The sequence below is a fragment of the Pseudoxanthomonas sp. LARHCG66 genome, from assembly GCF_052871755.1.
On record NZ_JBIXJW010000001.1, the window covers coordinates 502,738 to 526,803 of the forward strand.

The 24,066-nt window shown below is 67.8% G+C and carries 28 protein-coding genes; 20 read left to right on the top strand and 8 right to left on the bottom strand.

Annotation, left to right across the window (positions count from 1 at the left end; all coding sequences use genetic code 11):
* Window positions 1-32: 32 nt before the first annotated feature.
* From phoB to ACIPRS_RS02480, 10 genes are all read left to right on the top strand, one after another.
* The gene (gene phoB / locus ACIPRS_RS02435; RefSeq protein ID WP_142123972.1) at window positions 33-722 is read left to right on the top strand and encodes a phosphate regulon transcriptional regulator PhoB; all 690 of its coding nucleotides are present in this window, start codon (window positions 33-35) and stop codon (window positions 720-722) included.
* A gap of 314 nt (window positions 723-1,036) precedes the next feature.
* Window positions 1,037-2,377, top strand: coding sequence for a phosphate regulon sensor histidine kinase PhoR (gene phoR, locus ACIPRS_RS02440; RefSeq protein ID WP_337730155.1), 1,341 nt, complete (start codon window positions 1,037-1,039; stop codon window positions 2,375-2,377).
* On the top strand, window positions 2,374-4,461 hold the full coding sequence (ppk1, locus tag ACIPRS_RS02445; RefSeq protein WP_446537388.1) for a polyphosphate kinase 1: 2,088 nt from the start codon (window positions 2,374-2,376) through the stop codon (window positions 4,459-4,461). The genes phoR and ppk1 overlap by 4 nt, the downstream gene beginning before the upstream one ends.
* An 80-nt stretch (window positions 4,462-4,541) precedes the next feature.
* Complete coding sequence (gene ppx, locus ACIPRS_RS02450; RefSeq protein WP_192201266.1) at window positions 4,542-6,062, top strand: exopolyphosphatase; 1,521 nt, start codon at window positions 4,542-4,544, stop codon at window positions 6,060-6,062.
* A 166-nt stretch (window positions 6,063-6,228) separates the two neighbouring features.
* On the top strand, window positions 6,229-7,485 hold the full coding sequence (locus ACIPRS_RS02455; protein WP_337730158.1) for a sensor domain-containing phosphodiesterase: 1,257 nt from the start codon (window positions 6,229-6,231) through the stop codon (window positions 7,483-7,485).
* A 51-nt stretch (window positions 7,486-7,536) separates the two neighbouring features.
* Window positions 7,537-8,505: an aldo/keto reductase gene (locus ACIPRS_RS02460; RefSeq protein ID WP_446537389.1), complete on the top strand. Its 969-nt coding sequence runs from the start codon at window positions 7,537-7,539 to the stop codon at window positions 8,503-8,505.
* Between the two features lie 97 nt (window positions 8,506-8,602).
* Window positions 8,603-8,980, top strand: a complete 378-nt coding sequence (locus tag ACIPRS_RS02465; RefSeq protein WP_446537390.1) for a GFA family protein — start codon at window positions 8,603-8,605, stop codon at window positions 8,978-8,980.
* A gap of 201 nt (window positions 8,981-9,181) precedes the next feature.
* Window positions 9,182-9,565 carry a YbjQ family protein gene (locus tag ACIPRS_RS02470; protein ID WP_337730161.1) on the top strand — a complete coding sequence of 128 codons (384 nt, stop codon included), beginning with the start codon at window positions 9,182-9,184 and terminating at the stop codon, window positions 9,563-9,565.
* Between the two features lie 5 nt (window positions 9,566-9,570).
* On the top strand, window positions 9,571-10,002 hold the full coding sequence (locus ACIPRS_RS02475) for a hypothetical protein (RefSeq protein WP_446537391.1): 432 nt from the start codon (window positions 9,571-9,573) through the stop codon (window positions 10,000-10,002).
* 142 nt (window positions 10,003-10,144) lie between these two features.
* Window positions 10,145-10,567 carry a hypothetical protein gene (locus ACIPRS_RS02480; RefSeq protein WP_446537392.1) on the top strand — a complete coding sequence of 141 codons (423 nt, stop codon included), beginning with the start codon at window positions 10,145-10,147 and terminating at the stop codon, window positions 10,565-10,567.
* A 27-nt stretch (window positions 10,568-10,594) separates the two neighbouring features.
* On the opposite strand, the gene ACIPRS_RS02485 is transcribed toward ACIPRS_RS02480, so the two are convergent.
* Both ACIPRS_RS02485 and ACIPRS_RS02490 read right to left on the bottom strand, forming a co-directional pair.
* Window positions 10,595-10,819 carry a DUF2798 domain-containing protein gene (locus tag ACIPRS_RS02485; RefSeq protein WP_446537393.1) on the bottom strand — a complete coding sequence of 75 codons (225 nt, stop codon included), beginning with the start codon at window positions 10,817-10,819 and terminating at the stop codon, window positions 10,595-10,597.
* 27 nt (window positions 10,820-10,846) lie between these two features.
* Window positions 10,847-11,338: a DUF2938 domain-containing protein gene (locus ACIPRS_RS02490; protein WP_446537394.1), complete on the bottom strand. Its 492-nt coding sequence runs from the start codon at window positions 11,336-11,338 to the stop codon at window positions 10,847-10,849.
* 57 nt (window positions 11,339-11,395) lie between these two features.
* Here ACIPRS_RS02490 and ACIPRS_RS02495 point away from each other — a divergent pair, with 57 nt between their 5' ends.
* From ACIPRS_RS02495 to ACIPRS_RS02515, 5 genes are all read left to right on the top strand, one after another.
* Entirely contained in the window at window positions 11,396-11,848 is a 453-nt protein-coding gene (locus ACIPRS_RS02495) for a helix-turn-helix domain-containing protein (RefSeq protein WP_446537395.1), read from the top strand.
* A gap of 93 nt (window positions 11,849-11,941) precedes the next feature.
* Window positions 11,942-13,087: a glycosyltransferase family 4 protein gene (locus tag ACIPRS_RS02500; protein ID WP_337730166.1), complete on the top strand. Its 1,146-nt coding sequence runs from the start codon at window positions 11,942-11,944 to the stop codon at window positions 13,085-13,087.
* Complete coding sequence (locus ACIPRS_RS02505) at window positions 13,065-13,616, top strand: phosphatase PAP2 family protein (RefSeq protein WP_446537396.1); 552 nt, start codon at window positions 13,065-13,067, stop codon at window positions 13,614-13,616. The genes ACIPRS_RS02500 and ACIPRS_RS02505 overlap by 23 nt, the downstream gene beginning before the upstream one ends.
* Before the next feature lie 135 nt (window positions 13,617-13,751).
* The gene (locus ACIPRS_RS02510; protein WP_446537397.1) at window positions 13,752-14,183 is read left to right on the top strand and encodes a DUF2178 domain-containing protein; all 432 of its coding nucleotides are present in this window, start codon (window positions 13,752-13,754) and stop codon (window positions 14,181-14,183) included.
* Window positions 14,176-14,388 (top strand): helix-turn-helix transcriptional regulator, encoded by a 213-nt coding sequence (locus ACIPRS_RS02515; RefSeq protein ID WP_298124145.1) that lies wholly within the window; start codon window positions 14,176-14,178, stop codon window positions 14,386-14,388. Before ACIPRS_RS02510 ends, ACIPRS_RS02515 begins: the two co-directional genes overlap by 8 nt.
* Window positions 14,389-14,424: 36 nt before the next feature.
* Here the strand turns inward: ACIPRS_RS02515 and ACIPRS_RS02520 are convergent, their stop codons facing one another.
* The 6 genes from ACIPRS_RS02520 to creB form a co-directional block, all read right to left on the bottom strand.
* On the bottom strand, window positions 14,425-15,315 hold the full coding sequence (locus ACIPRS_RS02520) for a carbon-nitrogen hydrolase family protein (RefSeq protein WP_446537398.1): 891 nt from the start codon (window positions 15,313-15,315) through the stop codon (window positions 14,425-14,427).
* Window positions 15,312-15,917, bottom strand: a complete 606-nt coding sequence (locus ACIPRS_RS02525) for a GNAT family N-acetyltransferase (protein WP_446537399.1) — start codon at window positions 15,915-15,917, stop codon at window positions 15,312-15,314. The genes ACIPRS_RS02520 and ACIPRS_RS02525 overlap by 4 nt, the downstream gene beginning before the upstream one ends.
* 58 nt (window positions 15,918-15,975) lie before the next feature.
* Window positions 15,976-16,401: a hypothetical protein gene (locus tag ACIPRS_RS02530; RefSeq protein WP_446537400.1), complete on the bottom strand. Its 426-nt coding sequence runs from the start codon at window positions 16,399-16,401 to the stop codon at window positions 15,976-15,978.
* 7 nt (window positions 16,402-16,408) lie between these two features.
* Window positions 16,409-17,782, bottom strand: a complete 1,374-nt coding sequence (gene creD / locus ACIPRS_RS02535) for a cell envelope integrity protein CreD (protein WP_446537401.1) — start codon at window positions 17,780-17,782, stop codon at window positions 16,409-16,411.
* A gap of 89 nt (window positions 17,783-17,871) precedes the next feature.
* Window positions 17,872-19,311 carry a two-component system sensor histidine kinase CreC gene (gene creC, locus ACIPRS_RS02540; RefSeq protein ID WP_337730173.1) on the bottom strand — a complete coding sequence of 480 codons (1,440 nt, stop codon included), beginning with the start codon at window positions 19,309-19,311 and terminating at the stop codon, window positions 17,872-17,874.
* A gap of 1 nt (window position 19,312) precedes the next feature.
* Window positions 19,313-19,996 carry a two-component system response regulator CreB gene (creB, locus tag ACIPRS_RS02545; protein ID WP_446537402.1) on the bottom strand — a complete coding sequence of 228 codons (684 nt, stop codon included), beginning with the start codon at window positions 19,994-19,996 and terminating at the stop codon, window positions 19,313-19,315.
* 25 nt (window positions 19,997-20,021) lie between these two features.
* Here creB and ACIPRS_RS02550 point away from each other — a divergent pair, with 25 nt between their 5' ends.
* The 5 genes from ACIPRS_RS02550 to ACIPRS_RS02570 all read left to right on the top strand — a co-directional run bounded on the left by ACIPRS_RS02550 (window position 20,022) and on the right by ACIPRS_RS02570 (window position 23,973).
* Complete coding sequence (locus tag ACIPRS_RS02550; RefSeq protein ID WP_337730175.1) at window positions 20,022-20,879, top strand: 23S rRNA (adenine(2030)-N(6))-methyltransferase RlmJ; 858 nt, start codon at window positions 20,022-20,024, stop codon at window positions 20,877-20,879.
* Between the two features lie 79 nt (window positions 20,880-20,958).
* Entirely contained in the window at window positions 20,959-21,912 is a 954-nt protein-coding gene (locus tag ACIPRS_RS02555; RefSeq protein ID WP_446537403.1) for a DUF808 domain-containing protein, read from the top strand.
* A gap of 55 nt (window positions 21,913-21,967) precedes the next feature.
* The gene (locus ACIPRS_RS02560; RefSeq protein ID WP_192200719.1) at window positions 21,968-22,516 is read left to right on the top strand and encodes a GNAT family N-acetyltransferase; all 549 of its coding nucleotides are present in this window, start codon (window positions 21,968-21,970) and stop codon (window positions 22,514-22,516) included.
* Between the two features lie 114 nt (window positions 22,517-22,630).
* The gene (locus ACIPRS_RS02565) at window positions 22,631-23,680 is read left to right on the top strand and encodes a class I SAM-dependent methyltransferase (protein ID WP_446537404.1); all 1,050 of its coding nucleotides are present in this window, start codon (window positions 22,631-22,633) and stop codon (window positions 23,678-23,680) included.
* Window positions 23,681-23,700: 20 nt separating this feature from the next.
* On the top strand, window positions 23,701-23,973 hold the full coding sequence (locus ACIPRS_RS02570; protein WP_337730178.1) for a DUF4242 domain-containing protein: 273 nt from the start codon (window positions 23,701-23,703) through the stop codon (window positions 23,971-23,973).
* Window positions 23,974-24,066 lie beyond the last annotated feature (93 nt).

The window sequence follows — 24,066 nt, forward strand, 5'->3', positions numbered from 1 at the left end:
CTGGCACGGTCCCCCTCGCCCCCGGATTTTGCGTGCAGAAGCACATCCTGATCGTTGACGATGAGCCCGCCATCCGCGACATGGTGGCGTTCGCCCTCCGCAAGGGCGAATACGAGCCCATCCATGCCGGCGACGCCCGCGAGGCGCAGAACGCCATCGCCGACCGCGTACCGGACCTGATCCTGCTGGACTGGATGCTGCCCGGCACCAGCGGGCTGGAGCTGGCCCGCCGCTGGCGCAAGGACGCGATGACTCGCGACGTGCCCATCATCATGCTCACCGCCCGTGGCGAAGAAAACGATCGCGTGGGCGGCCTGGAAGCCGGCGTCGACGACTACGTGGTCAAGCCATTCTCCGCGCGCGAACTTCTGGCCCGCATCCGCGCGGTGATGCGCCGCTCGCGCGACGATGACGAAGACGGCAGCGTCGCCGTGGGCAACCTGCGTATCGACGGCGCCGCCCACCGTGTGTTCGCCGGTGACACGCCGGTCGCCATCGGCCCCACCGAGTACCGCCTGCTGCACTTCTTCATGACCCACCCCGAGCGCGTCTACTCGCGCACGCAGCTGCTGGACCACGTCTGGGGCGGCAGCGTGTACGTCGAGGAACGCACGGTCGACGTGCATATCCGGCGCCTGCGCAAGACGCTTGAACCGCACGGCCTGGAGAACATGGTGCAGACCGTGCGCGGTTCCGGTTACCGCTTCTCGGCCTCGATGTGACGATTCCGGAAGGTCCGGACAGTCGGTGTGAACGCGCCTTTTCCCACCGCTCTGGGGATGTGAGGAACAAACTGCCGCCCCCTTTCGTCATCCCAGCGAAGGCTGGGATCCATTTTGCGTTCGCCGTTGTTCCTGCTCTGGAGTGACGCAAGCAGCGCCAAGAGCGACATGGATCCCAGCCTTCGCCGGGATGACGACGGACCACTGCCCGCACGGCACATCGCGCCCCGGCTGACCATCTTCCGATCCCTTTACCCATCACACCCCCTGCAGTCCCATCCCTCCTGTCATACACATCTGCCTACAATCGCCCCATGCCCCATGACATCCGTTCCGCCTGGTTCAAGACGCTCGGCCAGTTGGCGCTGATCCTGGCGCTGGCCGTGGTGGTGGGCCTGCTGGTCGGCCAGGTGTGGCCGATCGTGACCATCGCCGCGCTGGGCGTGGTCGTGTGGCACTACTGGCGCCTGCGCAAGGTGCTGCTGCGCCTGACCGCACGCCAGCGACTCGAGCCGGCGCAAGGCAGGGGGGTGTGGAACGAGCTGGATCGCCTGCTGTTCCGTGGCCAGGCCGAAATGCGTACCCGCAAGCGCCGCCTGCTCGACATGCTGCGCGCGTATCGCGCCGCCGCCGCCGCGCTGCCGGACGCCGTCGTGGTGGTGGAACGCAACAGCCAGCGCGTGCAGTGGTTCAACAAGGCCGCCACCAGCCTGCTCGGCCTGCAATACCCGACGGACATCGGCGCCCCGGTCGGTGATCGCCTGCAGCCGCTGCCGATGTCGCACTGGCTGGCCGCCGGCCGCAATGCCGAACCGATGCTGGATGCAGCCTCGCCGGTCGATCCGAACCTGCGCCTCAACCTGCGCCTGATTCCGTATTCCGACGAGTACTGGCTGCTGGTCGCGCGCGATGTCAGCAAGATGCTGCGGCTCGAGCAGATGCGCCGCGACTTCGTGGCCAATGTCTCGCACGAGCTGCGCACGCCGCTGACCGTGGTGCATGGCTACCTGGACATGCTGGAACCCACCGAGTATCCGGACTGGGCGCCGATGCTGAGCGAAATGCAGAAGCAATCGCAGCGGATGACCCAGCTAGTCGAAGACCTGCTCACGCTCTCGCGCCTCGAAGCGCAGGACAGCCTGCCCGACGAGAATGTCGCGATGGCGCCCATGCTGGCCACCCTGCGCCGTGAAGCCGAAGCGCTCAGCCAGCGCCGCCACACAATCGTCATCCAGGACGAAGCTCCCCTGGACCTGTCCGGCTCCAACAAGGAACTGCACAGCGCGTTCTCCAACCTGGTCAGCAATGCGGTGCGCTACACGCCTGCGGGCGGCACCATCACCGTGCGTTTCGCGCGCGAAGGCGACGGCGCCATGCTCAGCGTGCGCGACACCGGCTACGGCATTCCCTCCTCGCATCTGCCGCGCATCACCGAACGCTTCTACCGCGTCTCCACCAGCCGCTCGCGTGAAAGCGGCGGCACCGGCCTGGGCCTGTCCATCGTCAAGCACGTGCTCAACCTGCACCAGGCGCGCCTGGAGATCGAGAGCGAGGTCGGCCACGGCAGCACGTTCTCCGTGCATTTCGGCGCCGAGCGCGTGGAGCCACGCCTCGACGCCCCCCACCCCATCATCACGGACAGCCAGACCGCATGAACGCCGCCCTGGATACGACGCCCGCCCCCGCGACCGGCGAAGACGCGCTGCGCGACCCCTCGCTCTACCTCAACCGCGAACTGTCGCAGCTGGACTTCAACTTCCGCGTCCTGGCGCAGGCGCAGGATCCGTCGGTGCCGCTGCTGGAGCGCCTGCGCTTCCTGTGCATCTCATGCACCAACCTGGACGAGTTCTTCGAGATCCGCGCGGCCACCGTGCGGCATGCGCTGGACTTCGGCCTGCCCCCCGGTGCCGACGGCATGAGCCCGGCCACGGTGCTCAACAGGATCCATGATCGCGCCGCCGAGCTGGTGGATGCCCAGTACAAGTGCTGGAACGACGTGCTGCGCCCAGGTCTGGCCGAAGCCGGCGTGCGCGTGTTCGGTCGCGACAGCTGGAACGCGCGCCAGAAGCGCTGGCTGCGCGCCTACTTCCGCAACGAGATCATGCCGGTGCTGTCGCCGCTGGGCCTGGACCCGGCGCACCCCTTCCCCAAGATCCTCAACAAGTCGCTCAACATCGTGGTGGTGCTGAAGGGCAAGGATGCGTTCGGCCGCGCCGGCCACCTGGCCATCGTGCGCGCGCCGCGCTCGCTGCCGCGCATCATCCACCTGCCACAGCGCGTGTCCGGTGGCGAGAACGATTTCGTGCTGCTTTCGTCGGTGCTGTCGGTGTTCGTGGACGAACTGTTCCCGGGCATGGAGGTCAAGGGCTCCTACCAGTTCCGCGTGACCCGCAACTCCGAAGTCGTGGTCGACGAGGAGGAAGTGGAGAACCTGGCGCTGGCGCTGCGCGATGAACTGGTCGGTCGCGGCTACCGGCCGGCCGTGCGGCTGGAGATCGCGCACGACTGCCCCAAGCCCATCGTGCGGCAGCTGCTGCAGAACTTCGCCCTGCCCGACAACGCGGTGTACCCGATCAACGGGCCGGTGAACCTCAATCGCGTGATCCAGGTCTACGACCTGGTGCAGCGTCCGGAACTGAAGTACCCCGCGTTCACCCCACGCACGCTGCGCGACAGCGATGCGATCTTCGAGAAGGTGGCCGACGGCGACGTGCTGCTGCACCACCCGTTCGATTCGTTCGCGGCCGTGCTCGAGGTGGTCAAGCAGGCCGCTGTCGATCCGGACGTACTGGCCATCAAGCAGACGCTGTACCGCACCGGCAAGGACTCGGCGCTCGTCGAGGCACTGGTGCAGGCCGCGCGCAACGGCAAGGACGTCACCGTCGTGGTCGAACTGCGTGCGCGCTTCGACGAGGATGCGAACCTCGGCGTCGCGGACAAGCTGCAGGAAGCCGGCGCGCAGGTCGTGTACGGCGTGGTGGGCTACAAGACCCACGCCAAGATGCTGCTGATCGTGCGTCGCGAAGGCCGCAAGCTGCGCCGGTACGTGCACCTGGGCACAGGCAACTACCACAGCGGCACGGCGCGCGCGTATACCGACATCGGCCTGCTCACCAGCGATCCGGATATCGGCACCGACGTGCACCTGCTGTTCCAGCAGCTGTCGGGCCTCGCCCCCACCACCAAGCTCAAGCGCCTGCTGCAGTCGCCGTTCACCCTGCACCCGGGGCTGATCAGGAAGATCGAACGCGAGGCGAAGCTGGCCCGGGCCGGCAAGCCCGCCCGCATCATCGCCAAGATCAATGCGATCAACGAACCCCGCATCATCCGCGCCCTGTATGCCGCATCGCAGGCGGGCGTGCGGATCGACCTGATCGTGCGCGGCGCGTGCGCCCTGCGTCCTGGCGTGCCCGGCATTTCGGACAACATCCGCGTGCGCTCCATCGTCGGGCGCTTCCTCGAGCACAGCCGCATCTACTGGTTCGGCAACGACGGCTCGCCCGAACTGTATTGCGCCAGCGCCGACTGGCTGGAGCGCAACCTGCTGCACCGGGTGGAGACCTGCTTCCCGATCCTCGACAAGGAGCTCGCCGCGCGTGTGTTCAAGGATGGCTTGCAGAACTACCTGGACGACAACTGCAATGCGTGGGAACTGCAGGCGGACGGGAGTTACCTCAAGCTGTCGCCGGGCGAGGAAGCGCCGCACTCCGCGCAGGGCACCCTGCTGGCGAAGGTGTGATGCGACGCTGCGACCTTGCGTCGCATCATCGCGCTGACACATTGCGTGCCCGCACCCGTTAAACTGATCGCATGGCGCCCCTGACCTCTTCCACCTCCCCGCCGCTCCAGGACGGGGACCTGCTGGCCGCGATCGACCTGGGTTCCAACAGCTTCCACATGGTGGTCGCGCGATCACTGCTGGGACAGCTGCGCGTGGTGGACCGGCTGCGCGAGACCGTGCGGATGGCCGATGGCCTGGATGGCAAGGGCGGACTGTCCGCTGCGGCCCGCCAGCGCGCCCTCGACTGCCTGTCGCGTTTCGGCCAGCGCATCCGCGACATCCCCGGCACGCGCGTGCGCGCACTGGCCACCAATACCGTGCGGCAACTGCGTGACCCGCAGGATTTCCTGGTCGCCGCGGAAGCCGCGCTCGGCAAACCCATCGAAGTGGTCTCGGGCCGCGAGGAAGCGCGCCTCATCTACCTTGGCGTCGCGCACGCGCAGCCGCCGAAGTCCAATCAGCGCCGGCTGGTGATCGACATCGGCGGCGGCTCGACGGAATTCATCATCGGCCGCGGCTTCGAGACGCTGGAACGCGAAAGCCTGCAGGCGGGCTGCATCGCCAGCACGCGACGCTTCTTTCCCGGCGGCAAGCTGTCGCGCAAGCGCTGGAAGGAAGCCCTGACCGAAATCGGCGCCGAGTTCCAGCAGTTCGCCGGCCTGTACCGCAACCTGGGCTGGCAGGAAGCCATCGGCTCGTCCGGCACCAACAAGGCCATCGGCGACATCTGCGCGGCGATGAAGCTGACCAAGGGCGCGGTGACCGCCGAGGCCCTGCCGCAGGTGCGCGACCGCCTGCTGCAGGCCGACCGCATCGAAGACATCGACCTGCCCGGCCTGTCCAGTGACCGCCGGCCGATCATCGCCGGCGGCGTGCTGGTGCTGGAGGCGGCCTTCGAGGCGTTGGGACTGCAGCGCCTGATGGTCAGCAAGGCCGCCATGCGCGAAGGCATCCTGTTCGACATGCTGGGCCGCGGCAGCGACAACGATCCGCGCGATCTTTCCACGGCGGCGCTGATGCAGCGCTACGGCATCGACGAATTCCAGGCCGCGCGCGTGGAAGCCACCGCGATGCGCCTGTTCGAGCAGGTGGAACAGCGCTGGAGCCTGGACGACGACGATGCGCGGATGCTCGGCTGGGCCGCGCGCCTGCACGAGATCGGCCTGGCCATCGCACACAGCCAGTACCACGTGCACGGCGCCTACCTGCTGGAGCATTCCGACATCGAGGGCTTCTCGCGCCAGGAGCAGCAGGTGTTGTCCGCGCTGGTCCGCACCCATCGCCGCGGCGTACCCAAGACGGCCTTCGATGCCCTGCCCGACCGCCTGCTGCTGAGCGCCAAGCGCAAGGCCGCGCTGCTGCGGCTGGCGGTGCTGCTGCACCGCTCGCATGATGCGGAGGCCATCCCGCGGCTGGACCTGACCGCAAACGGCGATCGTCTCGACCTGGTGGTCAGCAAGAAGTGGATCGACTCGCGCCCCCTGCTCCGCTCCGACCTGGTCGGCGAACCCGAAGACATGCAGGGCCTGGGCGTGGCGTTCAAGCCCTTCGTGGCGTGAATGGCCCACGTCCCCTCTAGTGTGACTTGAGGTTACACTCGGACCCGCCCCGGATTTGCGGCGTGGCCCATCCCTTTCCCCCCACGCCATCCTCCCCGTCCGCTCCTGTGGCGGGAGCCGGTCCGACGGCCATGATTCGTCGCGTACGTGCATTCAGGAGGAAGCCGTGATCGATCGAAGCAATCCCGAGGCGCCCTTGTCCGACGCCTGGCTGGAAGGCGGCCCGGGAGCCGTGTCCATCAGCCGCAACGTGGACCGCCTGCTGGATGCCGTCCGCCGCCATCTCGACATGGACGTGGCCTTCGTCAGCGAATTCCATGGCCGTCATCGCGTCTTCCGTCATGTCGCCACGCGGCTTGACCGCGCGCCCATCCTGCCCGGCGACTCCAGCCCACTCGACGAGGGCTACTGCATGCGGGTGGTCGAAGGCAGCATCCCGCAGCTGATTCCCGACACCGCCGCCATCCCGCTGCTCGAGCACCTGCCCGAAACGCGCACCGTGCCGATCGGCGCGCACATCAGTGTCCCCATCCAGCTGCGCGACGGACGCGTGTACGGCACCTTCTGCTGCTTCAGCCTGTCGTCCAACCTCTCGCTGGGCCAGCGCGACCTGCACATGATGCGTGCCTTCGCCGACCTGCTGGCCTACCAGATCGACGGCGACCTGGATGCCGTGCAGGAACACGAGGCGAAGGTGGAGCGCATCACCGCGGTGCTGGAACTGGGCCAGCCGCACATGGTGTACCAGCCCATCTACCGCAGCAGCACGCGCCGCATCATCGGCGTGGAATGCCTCTCGCGCTTCGACCTGGAACCCCGCCGCACGCCGGACGTGTGGTTCGCCGAAGCCAGCGAGATCGGCCTGGGCGTGCGCCTGGAGCTCAACGCCATCCTGTCGGCACTGGATGGCCTCCGCCATGTCCATGGCGATTTCTACGTGGCGTTGAACGTTTCGCCGCAGACCATCATCAGTGGCGGCATCGACGGCTACATCGACGACCTGGACCCGCATCGCGTGGTGCTGGAAATCACCGAGCATTCGCTGGTCGAAGACTACAAGCTGCTCAACGAGCGCCTGGTGCCGCTCCGCGAGGCCGGCGTGCGCGTGGCGGTGGACGATGCCGGTGCCGGCTACGCCAGCATGCGGCACGTGCTGGCCATCCATCCGGACATCATCAAGCTCGACCTCAGCCTCACCCGCGACATCGACACCGATTCACCACGGCGGGCGCTGGCTGCGGCGCTGATCGAGTTCGCCCGCCAGACGCAGTCCCGCGTGGTCGCCGAAGGCGTGGAGACCGCGTCGGAACTGGCCGCCCTGCAGGCGCTCGGCGTGGATGATGTGCAGGGCTATTACCTGGCGCGACCGCTGGAGGTCGAGGCGTTGGCGCAGAAGCTCATGGCCGAACGCCAGCGCAACTGAACCACCGGAGCGCTCTGGCATGATGCCGCGTCCTCCCTCCGCACGCACATGATGAAGACCTTCCTCCTCGCCGACGACACCCCGGTTTCGCGCATCGCCTACGGCTGCATGCAGCTGAGCCGCGCGTGGGACAGCACGCCGGTGACCGCCGACGAACGCCGCCAGGCACAGCGTCTGGTCGAAACCGCGCTGGCCCATGGCATCACGCTGTTCGACCATGCCGACATCTATGCGCGTGGCAAGTCCGAGCAGGTGTTCGGCGACGTGCTGCGCGCCTCGCCCGGCCTGCGCCAGCGCATGCTGCTGCAGTCGAAGTGCGGTATCCGCTTTGCCGACGATCCGGGAGGCTCACCGGGACGTTACGACTTCAGCCAGGCCCACATCGTGGCCTCCGTCGAGCGCAGCCTGTCGCGACTGGGCGTGGAGCATCTCGACATGCTGCTGCTGCACCGCCCGGATGCGCTGGTGGAGCCGGAGGAGGTCGCGCGTGCATTCGACGCGCTGCATGCCACCGGCAAGGTGCGCCATTTCGGCTTGAGCAACCACACGGCCGGACAGATCGCACTGCTGCGTAGGCATGTGCGGCAGCCGCTGGTTGCCAACCAGGTGGAAGTCAGCCTGTTGCACCATCACCTGATCGACGACGGCGTGGTGGCCAACACCACCGGCCATGCCTACGCGGCAGCGGCCGGCACGCTGGACTACTGTCGCCTGCACGATATCCGCGTGCAGGCGTGGTCGCCGCTGGCGGGCGGCAAGTTCGCGACTGCCTCGGAGTTCGCCGATCCGGTGGTCCGCAACACTTCGACCCTGCTCCGCCAACTGGCGGAAGAAAAAGGTGTCGCCCCGGAGGCCATCCAGCTTGCCTGGCTGCTGCGCCACCCCGCCGGCATCCAACCCATCGTCGGCACCACCGACCCGGTTCGCCTGGCAACGTGCTGCGCAGCCGACAGCGTCGAGCTGAGCCGGGAAGACTGGTACGCATTGTTCACTGCGGCGCGCGGCGAACGCGTGCCCTGAGGCAGTCCCTGGCCCCACCTGTCTACCCACGGCAGTCCGCGCTTATGATGCCGCATCACGGCGGCCCCGCCGGCCAGCCGACAAAGAGAGCGCAGCGGTGATCACTCAGCAGACCGTCAAGGGAACCTGCCATTGCAAGGCCGTCGAGTTCGAGGTTGACCTGATCAACGGCCACGAGAACATACGCCGTTGCAACTGCTCCATGTGCAGTCGCCGGGGCGCCATCATGGCGGGCGTCACCGTGGACCGGTTGCGCGTCACGCGTGGCGAGGACAAGCTCAGCCTGTACCAGTGGAACACGAAGATCGCCAGGCATTATTTCTGCAGCATCTGCGGCATCTACACGCATCACCAGCGCCGCAGCGTCCCGACGGAATACGGCTACAACCTGGCGTGCATCGAGAGGATCGATCTCGCGAGCATCGGCGAGATAGGCGCCAGCAATGGTGCGGCGCAATCGCTGGTTTCACCCTGACATTGCTTCCAGATCCTCGCCGGAAAGCAGTCCATGACGTGACCGAGGTGTTCGGCATCCGTGGCAGATCGATACGCATGCATCATTTGATGGGTCGACGGGGATCGGATGCTGGAAGGACCTGGACACGCGAGACGAAGAACCTCGATCCTCTTACCGACGTACGCCGTCCAGCATCCGACACCACCACAGGCAGACCGCATGGCTGACCCCTACAACTCCCCGGCAGCGCGCCCGACGGCTTCACCTCTGAACGACACGATGGTCACCACGGCACTGGAACTGCCGGGCTACCGCATCATTCGCAACCTGGGTCTGGTGCGGGGCATCACGGTACGGTCGCGCTCGATCGTCGGCAATTTCCTCGGCGGACTGCAGACACTGTTCGGCGGCAACATCACCATCTACACCGAGCTGTGCGAACAGGCGCGCCACGAGACCTACCGCGACATGATGCAGCACGCCCGGCAACTGGGGGCCAACGCGATCATCGCCGTCCGCTACGACGCCACCGACGTGATGGCAGGCCTCACCGAAGTGTTGTGCTACGGCACGGCGGTGGTGGTCGAGCCGCGCGACTACTGACCCCGATGAAGCCGTCGAAGCGCAAGCGTCCGTGGCTGCGCAGGCTCATGCTGGCCGCACTCATCGTGGCGGCATATCCCGCATCCGTCCTGACCTACACCTGGTCCCATGTCCTGCAGAGCCCACTCCCGGGTGGCCGGCATGGGCCGCTGGACGCGTACCGGCACACCCTGGCCAGCGCGATCGTGGCCTACACCCTGGACGCGCGTGCCGTCCACCTCGTCAATGGCGTCATGGAGCGGCGCGGAAAGCGCGCCAACACCATGGACATCCACAACAACCTGATCGGTGCAGGGATCGGATCGCGCGCGACCCGGTTCGCGGACATCGAGCCGATGGTGGCGCGTCGCGTGGCATCAGGCTGCATCGACGCTGCTTCACCGGACCAGACGACGTGGTTGCCGCAGAGCGCGTGGAAGGAAGGGTTCGCGTGGTGACCCTGTGGCGCGTTCCGGGTGGCATCAACCCCCATGTCCGACAGCGTGTCGCTCAGCCGGCGCGGGCTCGGCTATAGTCGCCCCCAGTCGCGGCCGGCCCCACGCCGACGGGCAGTCCCTCGCATCCTTGCCGGAGGTTGTCATGAAGCGCGTGTCCCGTTTGATCCTTGCCGTCATTGCCGGCCTGCTCGTCGGCAGCATCGCCAACATGGCGCTGGTCATGCTCAGTGGCCATGTCATCCCGCCACCGGCCGGCGTGGACACCACCACGGCGGAAGGCCTCAAGGCGGCGATGCCGCTGTTCGAACCGAAGCATTTCCTGTTCCCCTTCCTGGCCCACGCCATCGGCACGCTGGTGGGCGCCTTCGTCGCCACGCTGGCGACGCCCGGCCGGACCCGCGGCCCCGCGTGGGCGGTCGGCGCCTGCTTCCTGATCGGCGGCATCGCCGCCATCACCATGCTGCCCTCGCCGCTCTGGTTCACCGTGGTGGATCTGGTGTTCGCTTACCTGCCAATGGCGTGGCTGGGGCACCGGATGTCGGCGCGGGGGCAACGCGCGGCCTGAAGGCGGCCGCCTTCATCCGCGATGGAATCAGGCTGTCAGCTTCGCGACGACCCGACGGACCCAGGGCGCCACCAGCGTGACGGCGATGAAGGCCACCGGCCACGTCGTGGCGCAGCTGCGCGCCCAGGTTGCCAGGAAGTCCGCATGCAGTCCCTGGTTGATCAGCAGCACGAACGCGGACACCAAGGACACCATGATGGCGGAGAGCAGCGCGCCGAATAGCAGCGGCGCGAAACGGGCGGGAATACGCATGGGGAGACTCCTGCTGGAAGGACGGGATCAGAAGGAAAACAGCAGACGTACGAGCAGGGCCGACAGATAGAGCCCTGCACCGAACATCAGGTGGTTCAACACGCTGTGCATGCGCGCATTGGCCGGACGCGGCGTCCTGGACGCCGCGACGCCGGCGCCCATGCCAGGCTGCATCAGCAGGAACGGAACGGCGACGGTGACCAGGCCCACCAGGAGTGCCGGCCCCGGCGTAGGGTCACGCAGCCACGCAACGCCCCAGACAATGGGGAGCACACCGGCAAAGGCGATGCCGGTCAGGTAGTGCGCGCACCAGCCCAGCGTCCGCTCGCTGCGGACGGAGGCGCTCCGGGCGATGGCGGCATGGCGGAATCGCCCCGTCGGCATATGGCCGAGCCAGCGGCCCACCAGGGCATAGTCGGCGGTCGGCACGCCGAAGAGGCCGCGCCGCAGCAGGCCCCAGGCATCCATTGCGAGTGTGGCGCCGATGCCGATGAGCAGCGTGCGGATCACAGAATCCATGTCGATCTCCAAGAAAGGTCCGGCGCTGGCTTGTGCCGCACGACCGTTGCGCGCACGATGCCACTTCAAGTCGACTTGAAGTCAAGCGGGGTTCTGGTGGACATCGGCGAGGTTGCGAAACGATCCGGCTTGCCGGCGTCGACACTGCGCTACTACGAACAGAAAGGGCTGATCGCGTCGATCGGACGCCATGGCCTGCGCCGTACCTTCCATCCGGACGTACTGGAACGCCTGGCGCTGATCGCCTTGGGGCAGACGGCTGGGTTTTCGCTCGACGAAATCGCGGCGATGTTCGGCGCCGATGGCCGACCCGACATCGACCGCCGCAGCCTGCGCGCGAAGGCGCGCGAACTGGACGTGATGATCCTGCGCCTGACCGCGATGCGCGACGGACTGCGCCACGCCGCGGCCTGCTCCGCCCCCAGCCACCTGGAATGCCCACGGTTCCGGCATCTGCTGAGCCAGGCGACCACGGGCGGCCGCCGCTCAGACAAGCCGAAGAAGCGCTGAGTCGCCTTCTTCAGCAGCGTCATGTAGCGGTAACCGCACCGCAATACTCGCTACATCTCCCGCCCCCAGCATGCGCAAAACGTGGAGTTGCGCATGCGCTTTGCCATCGTCACCGAGACGTATCCGCCGGAAGTCAACGGCGTGGCCCTGACCGTGCAGGGGCTGGAAACCGGCCTGCGCCAGCGCGGGCATGCCGTCTCCCTGATCCGGCCGCGCCAGCCCGCCGACGCCGCCGACAGCGGAGACACCCTGCTGGTGCGTGGCGCCAGCCTGCCGCGCTACCCCGGACTGAAGTTCGGCCTGCCTGCGACGCGCCGCCTGGTGGCGCAGTGGAAGGCTTCCCCTCCCGATGCCATCTACGTGGCGACGGAAGGCCCGCTGGGGTGGTCGGCGCTGCGTGCCGCGCGGCGGCTCGGCATCCCGGTGGCGACAGGATTCCACACCCGCTTCGACGAATACATGCGCGACTACGGCGTGCGCTTCCTGCAGCACACCGCACTGCGCTGGATGCGCCGCTTCCATAACGGCGCGGACGCTACGCTGGTGCCGACGCGCGAACTGGCCGACTTCCTGCAGTCGCAGGGCTTCCATCGCGTGGTGCGGCTGGCGCGCGCCGTGGACGCGCGCCACTTCAGCCCATCGCGACGCGACGCGACGCTGCGTGCGGCGTGGGGCCTGGGGCCGGACGACCTCGCCGTGATCTACGTGGGTCGCATTGCTGCGGAGAAGAACCTCGAGTTGTCGATCCGGGCATTCCGCCGCATCCAGCAGTTGCAGCCGACGGCGAAATTCGTCTGGGTCGGCGACGGACCGGTGCGCGAGCGGCTCGCGCAGGAGAATCCGGACTTCATCTTCTGCGGCGTGCAGCGTGGCGACGCGCTGGCGCGGCACTTCGCCAGCGGCGACCTGTTCCTGTTCTCCAGCCATAGCGAAACCTTCGGCAACGTGACGCTGGAAGCGATGGCCAGCGGTGTGCCGACGGTGGCGTTCAACTATGGTGCCGCGCGCGAGCACCTGATCGACGGCGTGCACGGCGCCGCCGTCGACAACGACGACGACTTCATCGGGGCGGCATTGCGGTTGGCGGGCGATGCCCCTGCGCGCCGCGCCATGGCCGATGCCGCCAGCGATGCGATGCGCGCACTGCACCCTGACCAGGTGTCCGCCGACTTCGATGCCCTGCTGACCGATCTCGCCCTGACACGGAGAAGCCACCATGCGTCCGTTGCTGCCGCGTAATCCCCTCATCGGCCGGGACACCGGCTGGTGCCTGCTCGCCAATCGCTGGGGCGAATGGAACGGCGTGCGTCGTTTCTTCGCCCTTGTCAGCCGGCTGGGCGACGGCGTGTTCTGGTACGTGCTGATGGCGGCGCTGGTGGTCGCCGATGGCCTGGACGGGCTGGCGGCTTCGGCGCACCTGGCGGCGACCGGTGTGATCGCGCTGACGCTGTACAAGGCGTTGAAGCGCTGGACGAAGCGGCCACGCCCGTTCGCGTCGGATGTACGCATCCGCGCATGGATCGCGCCGCTGGACGAGTTCAGCTTCCCGTCCGGCCACACGCTGCACGCGGTGGCCTTCACCATCGTGGCGCTGGCGCACTACCCGGTGCTGGCCCCCTTGCTGATCCCGTTCGCCGCCTGCGTGGCGGTCTCGCGTGTGGTACTGGGCCTGCACTACCCCAGCGACGTGCTGGCAGCGACGGTCATCGGCACCACACTGGCGACGCTTTCGATCTGGCTGGTGCCGGGCGTAAGCCTGCTGGGCTGAGCTGGGCAACGCCCACAGCGACAAGAAGAGCGAACTCAGAGTTATCTTTTGTCATCTCAATGTTATATTTTGTTGACATTGAGTAAATTAAACATTACCTTACTCCCCGTCCATCCACCAACGGGGAGCACCACCATGCTGTCGAAGGAACGTTTCGCCTGGGTCTGGCTGACGGCGCTGGCCGTCGTGTTCGCGCTGTACTTCACCTACCTCGCGGTCTATGCCAATGCCGTCGCAGCAATGCACATGGGGCAGCGCATCGGCCTGCTGGCGCTCGCGCTGGGATCGCTGGGGATCATCGCGGGGCTTACCTACCTGCTGGGCCGGCAGCGCGAGGAAGACGGCTCGCCCACGCCCACCGACGAGCGCGATCGCCGGATCGAGTCGCGCGCGTCGGTCTACGCCTATTACGTGCTGATGGCCGGCATCATCATCGTGGGCTGCGTGATGCCGTTCCTTGCCGGTGGCTGGACGCTGGTGCATGCAACGCTGCTGGCGATCGCCGCCGCCGAGTTCGTCCACTCCGGCCTGATCATCCACGGCTATCGTCGAGGCGTACGTGTCTGAGGCCCGGGTCACCAACCAGATCCGCACGCTGCGCTTCCTGGCCGGCGAAATGACCCAGGCCGACCTCGGCAAGCGCGTGGGCGTGACCCGGCAGACCATTGCCGCGATCGAGGCCGGCAAGTATTCGCCGACGCTGGAATGCGCGTTCCGCATCGCCGAGGTGTTCGGCAAGCCGCTGGTCGAAGTGTTCGGCTGGGAGCGTTGAGCACGACGGGCCTGCAGGAGTGCCCGACGGGCGCTCCTACGGCATTTCGAATGCGGTGGCTCGCACGCGAAGGAGAGCGGGCTGGAGTTGGCCCGGCCAGTCGCGATCGTTGGCCACCTGGGCACTGGCGCGACTGCGGTCCAGGGCGTCGACATCCAGGTCCGCGATGGCCCAGGCGGCCTGGTCGGCGGTCTGCGCCACGATGCCATCGTCGGGCAGCCCGCGATCCATCGGCGCGAAGATCGCGGCCTCACCGGTATTGATGTCCAGCGCAGGGCTCCACGCCGCCTCGCCGGCAGTGACCGACTGCGCCACGAACATCCGGTTCTCCAGCGCGCGTGCCAGGCATCCCACGCGCACGCGGGTGGCACCGGCCGCCGTATCCGTGCAGCTGGGCACCAGCAGCAGCCGTGCGCCGGCCTCGGCCTGCGCACGCACCGGCAGCGGGAATTCGCTGTCGTAGCAGACGGCCACGGCGGCACGCACACCGTCCATGTCGAACACCTTTACCGCGTCGCCGCCCTCCATGACGCCCAGCGCCTTCTCGAACCCGGTGAGCTGCAGCTTGTCCTGCCACGCATACGCGCCCTGGGGGGTGAACACGTCGCAGCGGTTGCGGTAGCGGCCGCCAGCGTGGGCGAGCAGGAACGTACCGGCCACGATGTACAGATCGAACGCCCGTGCAAGCCGTGCATACAGCGCGAGCCAGTCGTCGCGATAACGCTGTATCGCAGCCAGCGAAGCGTGCAGGTCGCCGCGCACGCCGGCGTCGAACGTGGCGGCCAGTTCCAGCGACAGATACTCCGGCAGGACGGCGATGCGTGCGCCCTGCGCGGCCACCTCGCCCAATGCCGTCGCCTGTCGGTCGGCAAAGGCGGTGAAATCCGCTGGTGCCTGGACGACATGCTTGGCCACGGCGACTTTCATCGCGCGCCCTCCAGCCCGCGCAGCCAGAACGTCAGCGCGTGCTCGGTTTCGCCGCGCCCGATCTCGTTCCATGCCAGCCGCATGGTCATGCCGGGCTGCCGCGTGTAGCCACGCTTGTCCCAGAACGCCTCGTGGGTGCGATGCCCGACGGGCCTGCGCGGGTCGTCCGCTTCACGGTCCACCGCGCAGAACGCCGTCCACCCGAACCGTCCCAGCGCCCGCGCATGCGCTTCGCGGTGATCGAAGAACGCGTGGCCGATGCCATGGCCGCGGTAGGCCGGCAGCAACACGGATTCGCCGAAGTAGAAGACGTCCTCGGGATCCATGCCGCTGTCCAGGAACGGCTGGCGGAAGGCTTCGGTGTCGTCCGCCAACGGCAGGCCGGTGGATGCACCCACCACCTCCCCACCCTGCATCGCCAGCACGAACACGCTTTCCGCCGAGCGCGCATACGCGGCCAGGTAATCGCGCTCGAAGTCCAGATCGCCTTCGTAAAGGTAGGGCCAGTCGCGGAACACGGTCACGCGCAGGCGCGCGACATCGTCAAGCCAGGACGTGATTTCCGGCCCACGGAAGAGGCCGATGGTGTGCGCAGAGTTCATCCCTGAACTCTAGCGCACGCCACCGGCCGGGGCGAGGCAACCGCACAGCGTCCCGACGCTAGCGGGGTGCGGGGAATGCGTCGATGTGTTGCAGTCCGCGATCGTCCCAGATGTACACCGCGCAGGCCGCCGCAGGCAGCAGGCACAACGCCGCGCGGCCGTCGTCGCTGCGCGTGTCGAACCGCTGCGACGCGCCTTGGCCCTGGTCGCGCCACGCGGCGTACGTCAGGGGATGCGTCCAACGCCCCAGGCCTTCCCTGGCCTGGCGTGCGTCCTGCAGATAACCGGCCGCGCGCGATACCAGGGCGGCGATCGTCTGCGACGAAAGCCTGAAAAGCAGACACCCTCTGCGTCGATGCACGAGCGGGAACAGCAGCGTGGCCAGCGTGGCGTCGTCCATGGCCTCGACGATGACCGCCTCGGTCCCGATCTTCTCGGGGAGTACGCGCCGGGCACGCCGATGCAGGGTGGCGGGATCAATCATGGCCGCCTCAGCGCAGTTCCGTACCCAGCGCATACCAGTCCACCTTGCGGGTGACCCACATGATCACGGCCAGGATGCCGAACAACAGCAGCGAGCCCATCAGCAGCGCGTTGTTCTCGGATTTCAGCAGGATGTACAGCACGCCGTACAGCGCAGTCAGCATGGTGGCGAAACCCGCCGCGCGCAGCCAGCTCTGCAGCACCCCCGACAGATAGAAGAACTGCAGTCCTATGCAGGCGGCCGCGGAGACGAGATAGGCCTGCCAGAACGCGATGTGCTCGGACAGGCTGAGCAGCAACAGGAAGAAGATCGCCAGCGCCAGGCCCACCAGCAGGTACTGCAGCGGATGGATCGGCAGGCGCTTGATCAGTTCGAACAGCGCGAAACCGACGAAGGTCAGCACCACGAACAGGATGCCGTACTTGCTGGCGCGGTCGACCTGCGTGTACACGTCAACGGTATCCGCGAGGCTGACCACCGCGCTGTCGATGGCGGTGTCGCTGCTGTCGTCGGCAGCGTAGCCGGATGGCGTGGCGCTCAACGACGGCGGCTGGGTCAGCTTGCCCGATGCGGATTCCAGCTGGCTCTGCGCCGCGCTCGCCAGCGAAGAGACCTGCCAGCGCGCGGTGAAGCCCGCATCGCCCAGCGTCTTGCTGTTGGGCAGGAAGCGGCCACCGAACAGCGGCTGCCGCCAGGGGGAGCTCATCGCGATGTCGTTGCTGTCCGCGATCGGCGCGATGCCGAGCGTCTGGGTGCCGGCCAATGCCATGTCCAGGTGCACCTCGCTCGCGGGTAGTACGCCGCCCTGCACCTCCAGCAGCGCGTGGATGCCTTCCATCCGCGACGACATCGCGCCGGTGCCGGCGGCCAGCGTCCGCGGCACGCCATCGACCTTCAGCGACGGCGTGCCGACCAGGCCGCGCACATCGGCCATCCCGACCACCACGTAGGGCTGCCCGTAGACGCGCCCGTCGGCACCCGGCACCTGCAGGGGTGCGAAGCTCGCCTTCATCGCCGCCTTCCATTCGTACACATTGACCGTGTACAGCCCGATGCGCCGCTCGCCCGGCTGCAGGCGACCGTCCACGGCCAGGGTGGCAGGGGTCTGCAGCAGGTAGCCCTCCTTCACATCCCGGCGCACCTCGGGCTTGCCGTCTTCGTTCAACGCGTTGACGAGGCGCTCTTCGCGCCACGGGATGACACGCAGCGGGCCGACCACCTGCTGTGGCCCGGCCATGCTCTGCGAGACGCGCGTTTCGGCCAGCGCACGGTAACGCTCGCGGTCCTGGATGACCCCGCGGATCATCACCAGTGGAATGAGCAGCAGCAGGACCAGCCCGCCGACGGTGAGGAAACGCAACAGCAACTTCAATGACTTCATGTCGATGCCCCGGTTGGATACGGGATGCATCGTCCGGTGCCGGTGTGCAACCGGCAGGAAGCGTGTTTGAAGGCTGTGTGAAGTGCGGACTAGAGCCTGGGCAGCGACAGCACCGCTTCGGCACCACCGTCGTGGCGGTTGTCCAGCGTGGCTTCGCCACCATGCAGGCGCATCACTTCGCGCACGAACGGCAGGCCCAGGCCGGAACTGCGCTGGCCGCCATCGGGCCGAGGCAGCGAATAGAAGCGCTCGAACACGCGCTCGCGTGCGTAGTCGGGCACGCCCGGCCCGCGGTCGCGGACGATGAAGCGCACCAGTCCGTCCGTGGCCTCGACCGCGAGCTCCACCGTGCCGCCCGGCGGTGAAAAGGCGATGGCGTTGTCCAGCAGGTTGCCCAGTGCGCGCCGCAGCAGGAAGGCGTCGCCTTCCACCGCCCAGGCCCCCGTCTGCGGCACACGTACCACGTCCACGCCGTGCGGGGTGAGCTTGGCGTCCAGGCCCTGCACCACCTCGTCCGCCAGCGCCGAGGTATCCACGCGTTCGCGGCGCTGCAGCCAGCCGTGCTGTTCCACTTCGGCCAGGGCCAGCAGCTTGTCGATGGTCTCGGTGAGGCGGTGTTCCTGGGTCTGGATGTTGCGGACGAAACGCTGGTGGTCCGCTTCGGGCAGGGGCTCCTGCAGCAGCTCGGCGGCACCGCGGATCGCGGCGAGCGGGCTCTTCATCTCATGCGTGAGCGACTGCACGTACTGCTCGACGTACGCCTTGCCCTGCAGCTTGCGGCGCATGGTCTCCAGTGCGCGGCCGAGGTCGCCGATCTCGTCGGCGCGCGGGCGTGGCGGCGGCACCGGCTCACCCGCGCTGACCGCCTGCGCGTAGCGGTTCAATCCGCCGATGCCGCGCACCAGCCACCACGTCATCAGCACGCCGATCAGGGCGGAGATGCCGATCAGCCAGGCGCCGCGCAACAGGATGCTGCGCTGGCTGGCGACGATGAAGGGCTCGATGCTGCGGTTGGGCTGCGACAGCGTCAGCACGCCCAGCAGCGTGGCGCGATCGGCCGGATCGTAGATTGGCGCGGCCACGTGCATCACCGTATTGGTCTCGTCGCCGGGCGCTTCGGGACTGGAACGGGCCCCGTATTCGCCGCGCAAGGTGCGGTAGACATCGTTCCAGCGCGAGTTGTCGCGGCCTACATCGCGTCCCTGAGAGTCGAAGACCACCGTGCCGCGCGCGTCGGTCACGGTGACGCGATAGTCCACGGAACGCTTCTGGAAACGCCATACCCAGGCCTTCGGATCACGCTGCTGCGCCTGGGCCACGTTGCCGGCGAAGGTTCCCCCGGCGATGCGGCCAGCCTTCAGGTCGTCGGCGGCCATCTCGGCCAGCATGTTGGCCGCATCGACCAGCGTGGATTCCATCGCCTGCCGCACGCCCGGCTTCACTTCGTTGACGAACACCCGCATCACGAAGAACGCGGCGATGCCAACGATCAGGAAGAAGCCGAGGACGAGCTTCAGCCCCAGCCGCATCTCAGGCCTCGATCGCGTAACCCAGGCCGCGATGGGTGCGGATCGGGTCGGGGTCGGCGCCAGCCGCGCGCAGCTTGGCGCGCAGTGTCTTGACGTGGGTGTCGACGGTGCGGTCGGCGCTGTCGGCGTCGCTGTCCCATCCGCGGTCCATCAACTGCGCACGGCTGAGGATCGCGCCCGGCCGCTGCAGCAGCGCATCCAGCAGCGCGTACTCGTAGCGGGTCAGGTCCAGCAACTGCTGCCGGTAGCGGATGCGGTGGCCGTCGCGGTCGATGGCGAAGTCACCGCGCGCGGTCCATTCGCCCTCCACGGCCTTGACCGTGCCGCCGGCACGCCGCAGGCGGGCGCGCACGCGCGCCACCAGTTCGCGTGGCGAGAAAGGCTTGGTGACGTAGTCGTCCGCGCCCAGTTCCAGCCCCAGCACGCGGTCGATCTCGTCGTTGCGTGCGGTCAGGAAGATCACCGGCACGTCGCTGAAACCGCGCAGTTCGCGGCAGACATCGAAGCCGCTGGCGTCGGGCAGGCCGACGTCGAGCACCACCACGTCCACGCCGCCGGCGCGCACGCGCGGCGCGACCTCGCGCGCCAGCAGGCAGTGGTCGGCTTCGATGCCTTCGCTGCGCAGGGCATACAGCACGGCATCGGCGATGGCGGCTTCGTCTTCGGCAATCAATACACGGGGCATGGCGCAAGCATATATGCTGCGCGCCATGAATTACCGCCATGCCTTCCACGCCGGCAACCACGCCGATGTCCTCAAGCACATCGTGCTGCTGGCCATGATCGATGCGCTGAAACGCAAGGACGCGCCGTTCTTCGTGCTGGACACGCATGCCGGGCGCGGCCGTTACCTGCTCGGCGGCTCGGAAAGCCGCAAGACCTCCGAAGCCGACGAAGGGGTGTTCAAGCTGCTCGACGCGCCACGCATGCCGGAACTCGTGGAGGCCTATCTTCGTGCGGTGCAGGCGAGCAACCCGGTCGGCGCGCTGGTCGCCTACCCCGGGTCGCCGCTGCTGACCGCGCAGGCCCTGCGCGCCCAGGACCGGCTGGCGGCCTGCGAACTGCAACCGGACGAGGCGCAGGCGCTGAAGGACCTGTTCGCCGGCGACGACCGTGTTGCCGTCCATGCGCGCGACGGTTACGCGGCGATGAAGGCGCTGCTGCCGCCCCGTGCAGGCGCGCAGCGCATCGCTCGCGGCCTGGTGCTGATCGATCCGCCCTACGAAGCCCAGGATGCCGAGTACCCGCAGATCATCGCCTCGCTGCGCGATGCCCTGGAGCGTTGGCCGGCCGCGACCTACGCGGTCTGGTATCCCATCAAGCAGCGGCGCACGTTGTCGCCCTTCTTCCGCAAGGCGACTTCGCTGCCCTCCAAGGGGGCGTTCGTCGCCGAGTTGCAGGTCCGGCCGGACGACTCGCCGCTGCGCCTCACCGGTAGCGGCATGCTGGTGCTCAATCCGCCCTGGCAACTGGACAAGGCGCTGGCGCCGGTGCTGCCGGCGCTCGCTGCCGCCCTGGGCGAGGCCGGCGCCAGCCACCGGCTGGAGTGGCTGCGCGCACCGGACTGACCCCGGCGGCGGGATCACGCGGCCCGGTCAGGGCGCTGTGCGAGAATCGCGCCCTTCCCCTTCACGACGACCCTCATCCATGGCCGGATCCAGCCTCTTCGCCCTGATCGACGACATCGCCACGCTGCTGGACGATGTGTCCGTGATGACCAAGGTCGCTGCGAAGAAGACGGCAGGCGTACTGGGCGACGACCTGGCACTGAATGCCCAGCAGGTCACCGGCGTGAAGGCGGACCGCGAACTGCCCGTGGTGTGGGCAGTGGCGAAGGGATCGGTGGTCAACAAGGCCATCCTGGTGCCGGCCGCGCTGGCGATCAGCGCACTGGAAACCTGGCTGCACGGCAAGGGCTACAACATCCCGCTGGTGACGCCGCTGATGATGCTGGGTGGCGCCTTCCTGTGCTTCGAGGGCGTGGAGAAACTGGCGCACAAGTTCCTGCATGGCAAGGAGACGGACAGCCAGCACCACGCCGAACTGGTCAAGGCGGTGCAGGACACGAACGTGGACATGGTCGCGTTCGAGAAGGACAAGATCCGCGGCGCCATCCGCACCGACTTCATCCTGTCGGCGGAGATCATCGTCATCTCGCTGGGCACGCTGACGGGACGCACCTTCATGGAGCAGGTGCTCACGCTGGTGGCGATCTCCGCGATCATGACCGTGGGCGTCTACGGCCTGGTGGGCGGCATCGTGAAGCTGGACGATGCCGGCCTGGCATTGACCTCCGATGCCCGCGAGAGCGGCTGGGCGCGGCTCAAGCGCGCCTTCGGCCGCGGCATCCTCTACAGCGCGCCCTATCTGATGAAATTCCTTTCCATCGCCGGCACCGCCGCGATGTTCCTCGTCGGTGGCGGCATTCTCGTCCACAGCATCCCGGCACTGCATCACTTCATCCAGCCTTACGCGGAAGGCAGCGTGGGCTGGTTGTGGGAAGGCCTGTTCAATGCAGGCGTCGGTGTGGTGGCCGGTGCGATCATCGTGGCCGTGGTCACCGCCATCTCGCGCCTGCGCGGCAAACGCCACGGCGCCTGAACCAGCGACGCCACGGCCCTCGCCCCGTCTCCGGATTTCATGCGAGCATCACACCATGACCGCGCCGAAACGCCTCCCGCCCTGGCATGAACACTTCCGCCTGCCCAGTGGGCGCGAATTGCTGATCCGGCCGATCCGGCCCGAAGACGCCGGCCCCATCCAGGGCGCGTTCGGACTGCTGGGTCCGGAGGAAATACGCCACCGGTTCCTTTACGCACTGAAGGAACTCACGCCGGAGATGGCGCAGCGGCTGGCGCATCCCGACCCCAATACCGAATTCGCGCTGGTCGCCGCCGAAACGCTGCCGCCGGGCGAAGCGCTGGTGGGCGCCGTCGCCCGCGCGGCCATGGTGCCGCGTACGCGCGATGCCGAGTTCGCCATCCTGGTCAGCCACTTCATCGCCGGGCAGGGGCTGGGCCGCCACCTGATGCGCAAGCTCGCCAAATGGGCGCGCTCGAAGAAGCTCGACCGCCTGTATGGCGACGTGCTGGATTCCAACCAGCCGATGCTCGCGCTGGCGCAGTCGCTGGGGTTCAAGCGCGTGCGCGAGAACGACGGCTCCGGTCTGGTCCGCGTGGTACTGGATCTCAACGAAGAAGCCTGAGGCGCGCAGCGCTGGCGTTCCGATCAACGGCCGCCCCGGCATCGGCGCGCAGGCGTAGGCTGCCGTGCAGGGGGCTGGCGGCAAGCCCTGCCGTGTTCGCCCAGGTCACGGCCCATGGCTATCGACAATGATCGCCTGAACACCTTCCTCGGCCGCGCTGTCGGCGATCTCGGCGCGGCGATCAGCGCTACGCTGATGCTGGTCGGCGACCGCCTGGGCTTGTACCGCGCGCTGGCGGCATTCCCTGCCACGCCTGCCGACCTTGCGCAGCGCACGCACACGCACGAGCGCTACATCCGCGAATGGCTGGCCAACCAGGCGGCCGGCGGCTACGTCACCTACGACGCCGACAGCGGACGTTACTCGCTCGATGACGCGCAGACGCTCTGCCTGGCCAGCCCCGACAGTCCCGTCGACCTGGCCGGCGCCTACTACATCGTCGAAGCGGCCTTCCATGCGCTGGAACGCACGACCGAGAACTTCCGCACCGGCCAGGGCATGGAATGGGGCGAACACCATGCCTGCCTGTTCCACGGTACGGAACGCTTCTTCCGTGCCGGTTACCACGCCCACCTGCTGACCGAATGGCTGCCCGCGCTGGATGGCGCGGTCGAGAAGCTCGGGCACGGCGCGCACGTGGCCGACGTGGGCTGCGGCCATGGCGCCAGCACGCTGCTGATGGCAAGAGCCTTCCCGCATTCGCAGTTCGTCGGCTACGACTACCATGCCGATTCCGTCCGTACCGCCAACGAGCGTGCAAGCGCCGCCGGCATCCGCAACGCGCGTTTCGAGGTGGCCGATGCGGTGGGCTATGACGAAGAAGACCTCGACCTGGTGACATTCTTCGATTGCCTGCACGACATGGGCGATCCGATCGGCGCGGCCCGGCATGCGTACCAGGCCCTCAAGCCGGATGGCCACTGCCTGCTGGTGGAGCCGTTCGCCGGCGACCGCGTACAGGACAACCTCAACCCGGTGGGGCGCGTCTATTACGGCGCTTCTTCGCAGATCTGCGTACCGGTATCCCTCGCCCGCCACGGCCCCGCGCTGGGGGCCCAGGCCGGACAGGCCCGGTTGCAACAGGTGATGGCCGAAGGCGGATTCCGGCGTTTCCGGCGCGCGGCGGAAACGCCGTTCAACCTGGTACTGGAAGCCCGTCCCTGAACCTTGCCGAGGAGTCCGCCATGCCCCGCTACCTGATCGAACGCGATATCGAAGGTGCCGGCCTGATGACGCCGGCCGAGCTCAGGACGGTCGCGCAGAAGTCGTGCAGCGTGCTGGACGAACTCGGCCCGCAGGTGCAGTGGGAACACAGCTACGTCACCGACGACAAGATCTACTGCGTCTACCGCGCGCCCAGCGAAGCACTGGTCCGCGAACACGCACGCCTCGGTGGGTTTCCGGCCAACCGCATTTCCGCGGTGACGCAGGTGATCGACCCCCTGACCGCCGAGTGACCCCAGCCGGGCGTGACGGCCGGCCGGCGCGCGCTTGGTAAACTCCACCTCCCTTCGCGCTGGGCACCCCACGGTGTCCGGCGCTGCCGCTGT

Excerpts from the sequence above, each read along its gene's own strand:
- phoR (WP_337730155.1), top strand. The coding sequence starts at position 1,037 with ATGCCCCATGACATCCGTTCCGCCTGGTTCAAGACGCTCGGCCAGTTG.
- ppk1 (WP_446537388.1), top strand. The coding sequence starts at position 2,374 with ATGAACGCCGCCCTGGATACGACGCCCGCCCCCGCGACCGGCGAAGAC.
- ACIPRS_RS02460 (WP_446537389.1), top strand. The coding sequence starts at position 7,537 with ATGAAGACCTTCCTCCTCGCCGACGACACCCCGGTTTCGCGCATCGCC.
- ACIPRS_RS02470 (WP_337730161.1), top strand. The coding sequence starts at position 9,182 with ATGGCTGACCCCTACAACTCCCCGGCAGCGCGCCCGACGGCTTCACCT.
- ACIPRS_RS02475 (WP_446537391.1), top strand. The coding sequence starts at position 9,571 with ATGAAGCCGTCGAAGCGCAAGCGTCCGTGGCTGCGCAGGCTCATGCTG.
- ACIPRS_RS02480 (WP_446537392.1), top strand. The coding sequence starts at position 10,145 with ATGAAGCGCGTGTCCCGTTTGATCCTTGCCGTCATTGCCGGCCTGCTC.
- ACIPRS_RS02485 (WP_446537393.1), bottom strand. The coding sequence starts at position 10,819 with ATGCGTATTCCCGCCCGTTTCGCGCCGCTGCTATTCGGCGCGCTGCTC.
- ACIPRS_RS02490 (WP_446537394.1), bottom strand. The coding sequence starts at position 11,338 with ATGGATTCTGTGATCCGCACGCTGCTCATCGGCATCGGCGCCACACTC.
- ACIPRS_RS02495 (WP_446537395.1), top strand. The coding sequence starts at position 11,396 with ATGCCACTTCAAGTCGACTTGAAGTCAAGCGGGGTTCTGGTGGACATC.
- ACIPRS_RS02500 (WP_337730166.1), top strand. The coding sequence starts at position 11,942 with ATGCGCTTTGCCATCGTCACCGAGACGTATCCGCCGGAAGTCAACGGC.
- ACIPRS_RS02505 (WP_446537396.1), top strand. The coding sequence starts at position 13,065 with ATGCGTCCGTTGCTGCCGCGTAATCCCCTCATCGGCCGGGACACCGGC.
- ACIPRS_RS02510 (WP_446537397.1), top strand. The coding sequence starts at position 13,752 with ATGCTGTCGAAGGAACGTTTCGCCTGGGTCTGGCTGACGGCGCTGGCC.
- ACIPRS_RS02520 (WP_446537398.1), bottom strand. The coding sequence starts at position 15,315 with ATGAAAGTCGCCGTGGCCAAGCATGTCGTCCAGGCACCAGCGGATTTC.
- ACIPRS_RS02525 (WP_446537399.1), bottom strand. The coding sequence starts at position 15,917 with ATGAACTCTGCGCACACCATCGGCCTCTTCCGTGGGCCGGAAATCACG.
- ACIPRS_RS02530 (WP_446537400.1), bottom strand. The coding sequence starts at position 16,401 with ATGATTGATCCCGCCACCCTGCATCGGCGTGCCCGGCGCGTACTCCCC.
- creD (WP_446537401.1), bottom strand. The coding sequence starts at position 17,782 with ATGAAGTCATTGAAGTTGCTGTTGCGTTTCCTCACCGTCGGCGGGCTG.
- creC (WP_337730173.1), bottom strand. The coding sequence starts at position 19,311 with ATGCGGCTGGGGCTGAAGCTCGTCCTCGGCTTCTTCCTGATCGTTGGC.
- creB (WP_446537402.1), bottom strand. The coding sequence starts at position 19,996 with ATGCCCCGTGTATTGATTGCCGAAGACGAAGCCGCCATCGCCGATGCC.
- ACIPRS_RS02550 (WP_337730175.1), top strand. The coding sequence starts at position 20,022 with ATGAATTACCGCCATGCCTTCCACGCCGGCAACCACGCCGATGTCCTC.
- ACIPRS_RS02555 (WP_446537403.1), top strand. The coding sequence starts at position 20,959 with ATGGCCGGATCCAGCCTCTTCGCCCTGATCGACGACATCGCCACGCTG.
- ACIPRS_RS02560 (WP_192200719.1), top strand. The coding sequence starts at position 21,968 with ATGACCGCGCCGAAACGCCTCCCGCCCTGGCATGAACACTTCCGCCTG.
- ACIPRS_RS02565 (WP_446537404.1), top strand. The coding sequence starts at position 22,631 with ATGGCTATCGACAATGATCGCCTGAACACCTTCCTCGGCCGCGCTGTC.
- ACIPRS_RS02570 (WP_337730178.1), top strand. The coding sequence starts at position 23,701 with ATGCCCCGCTACCTGATCGAACGCGATATCGAAGGTGCCGGCCTGATG.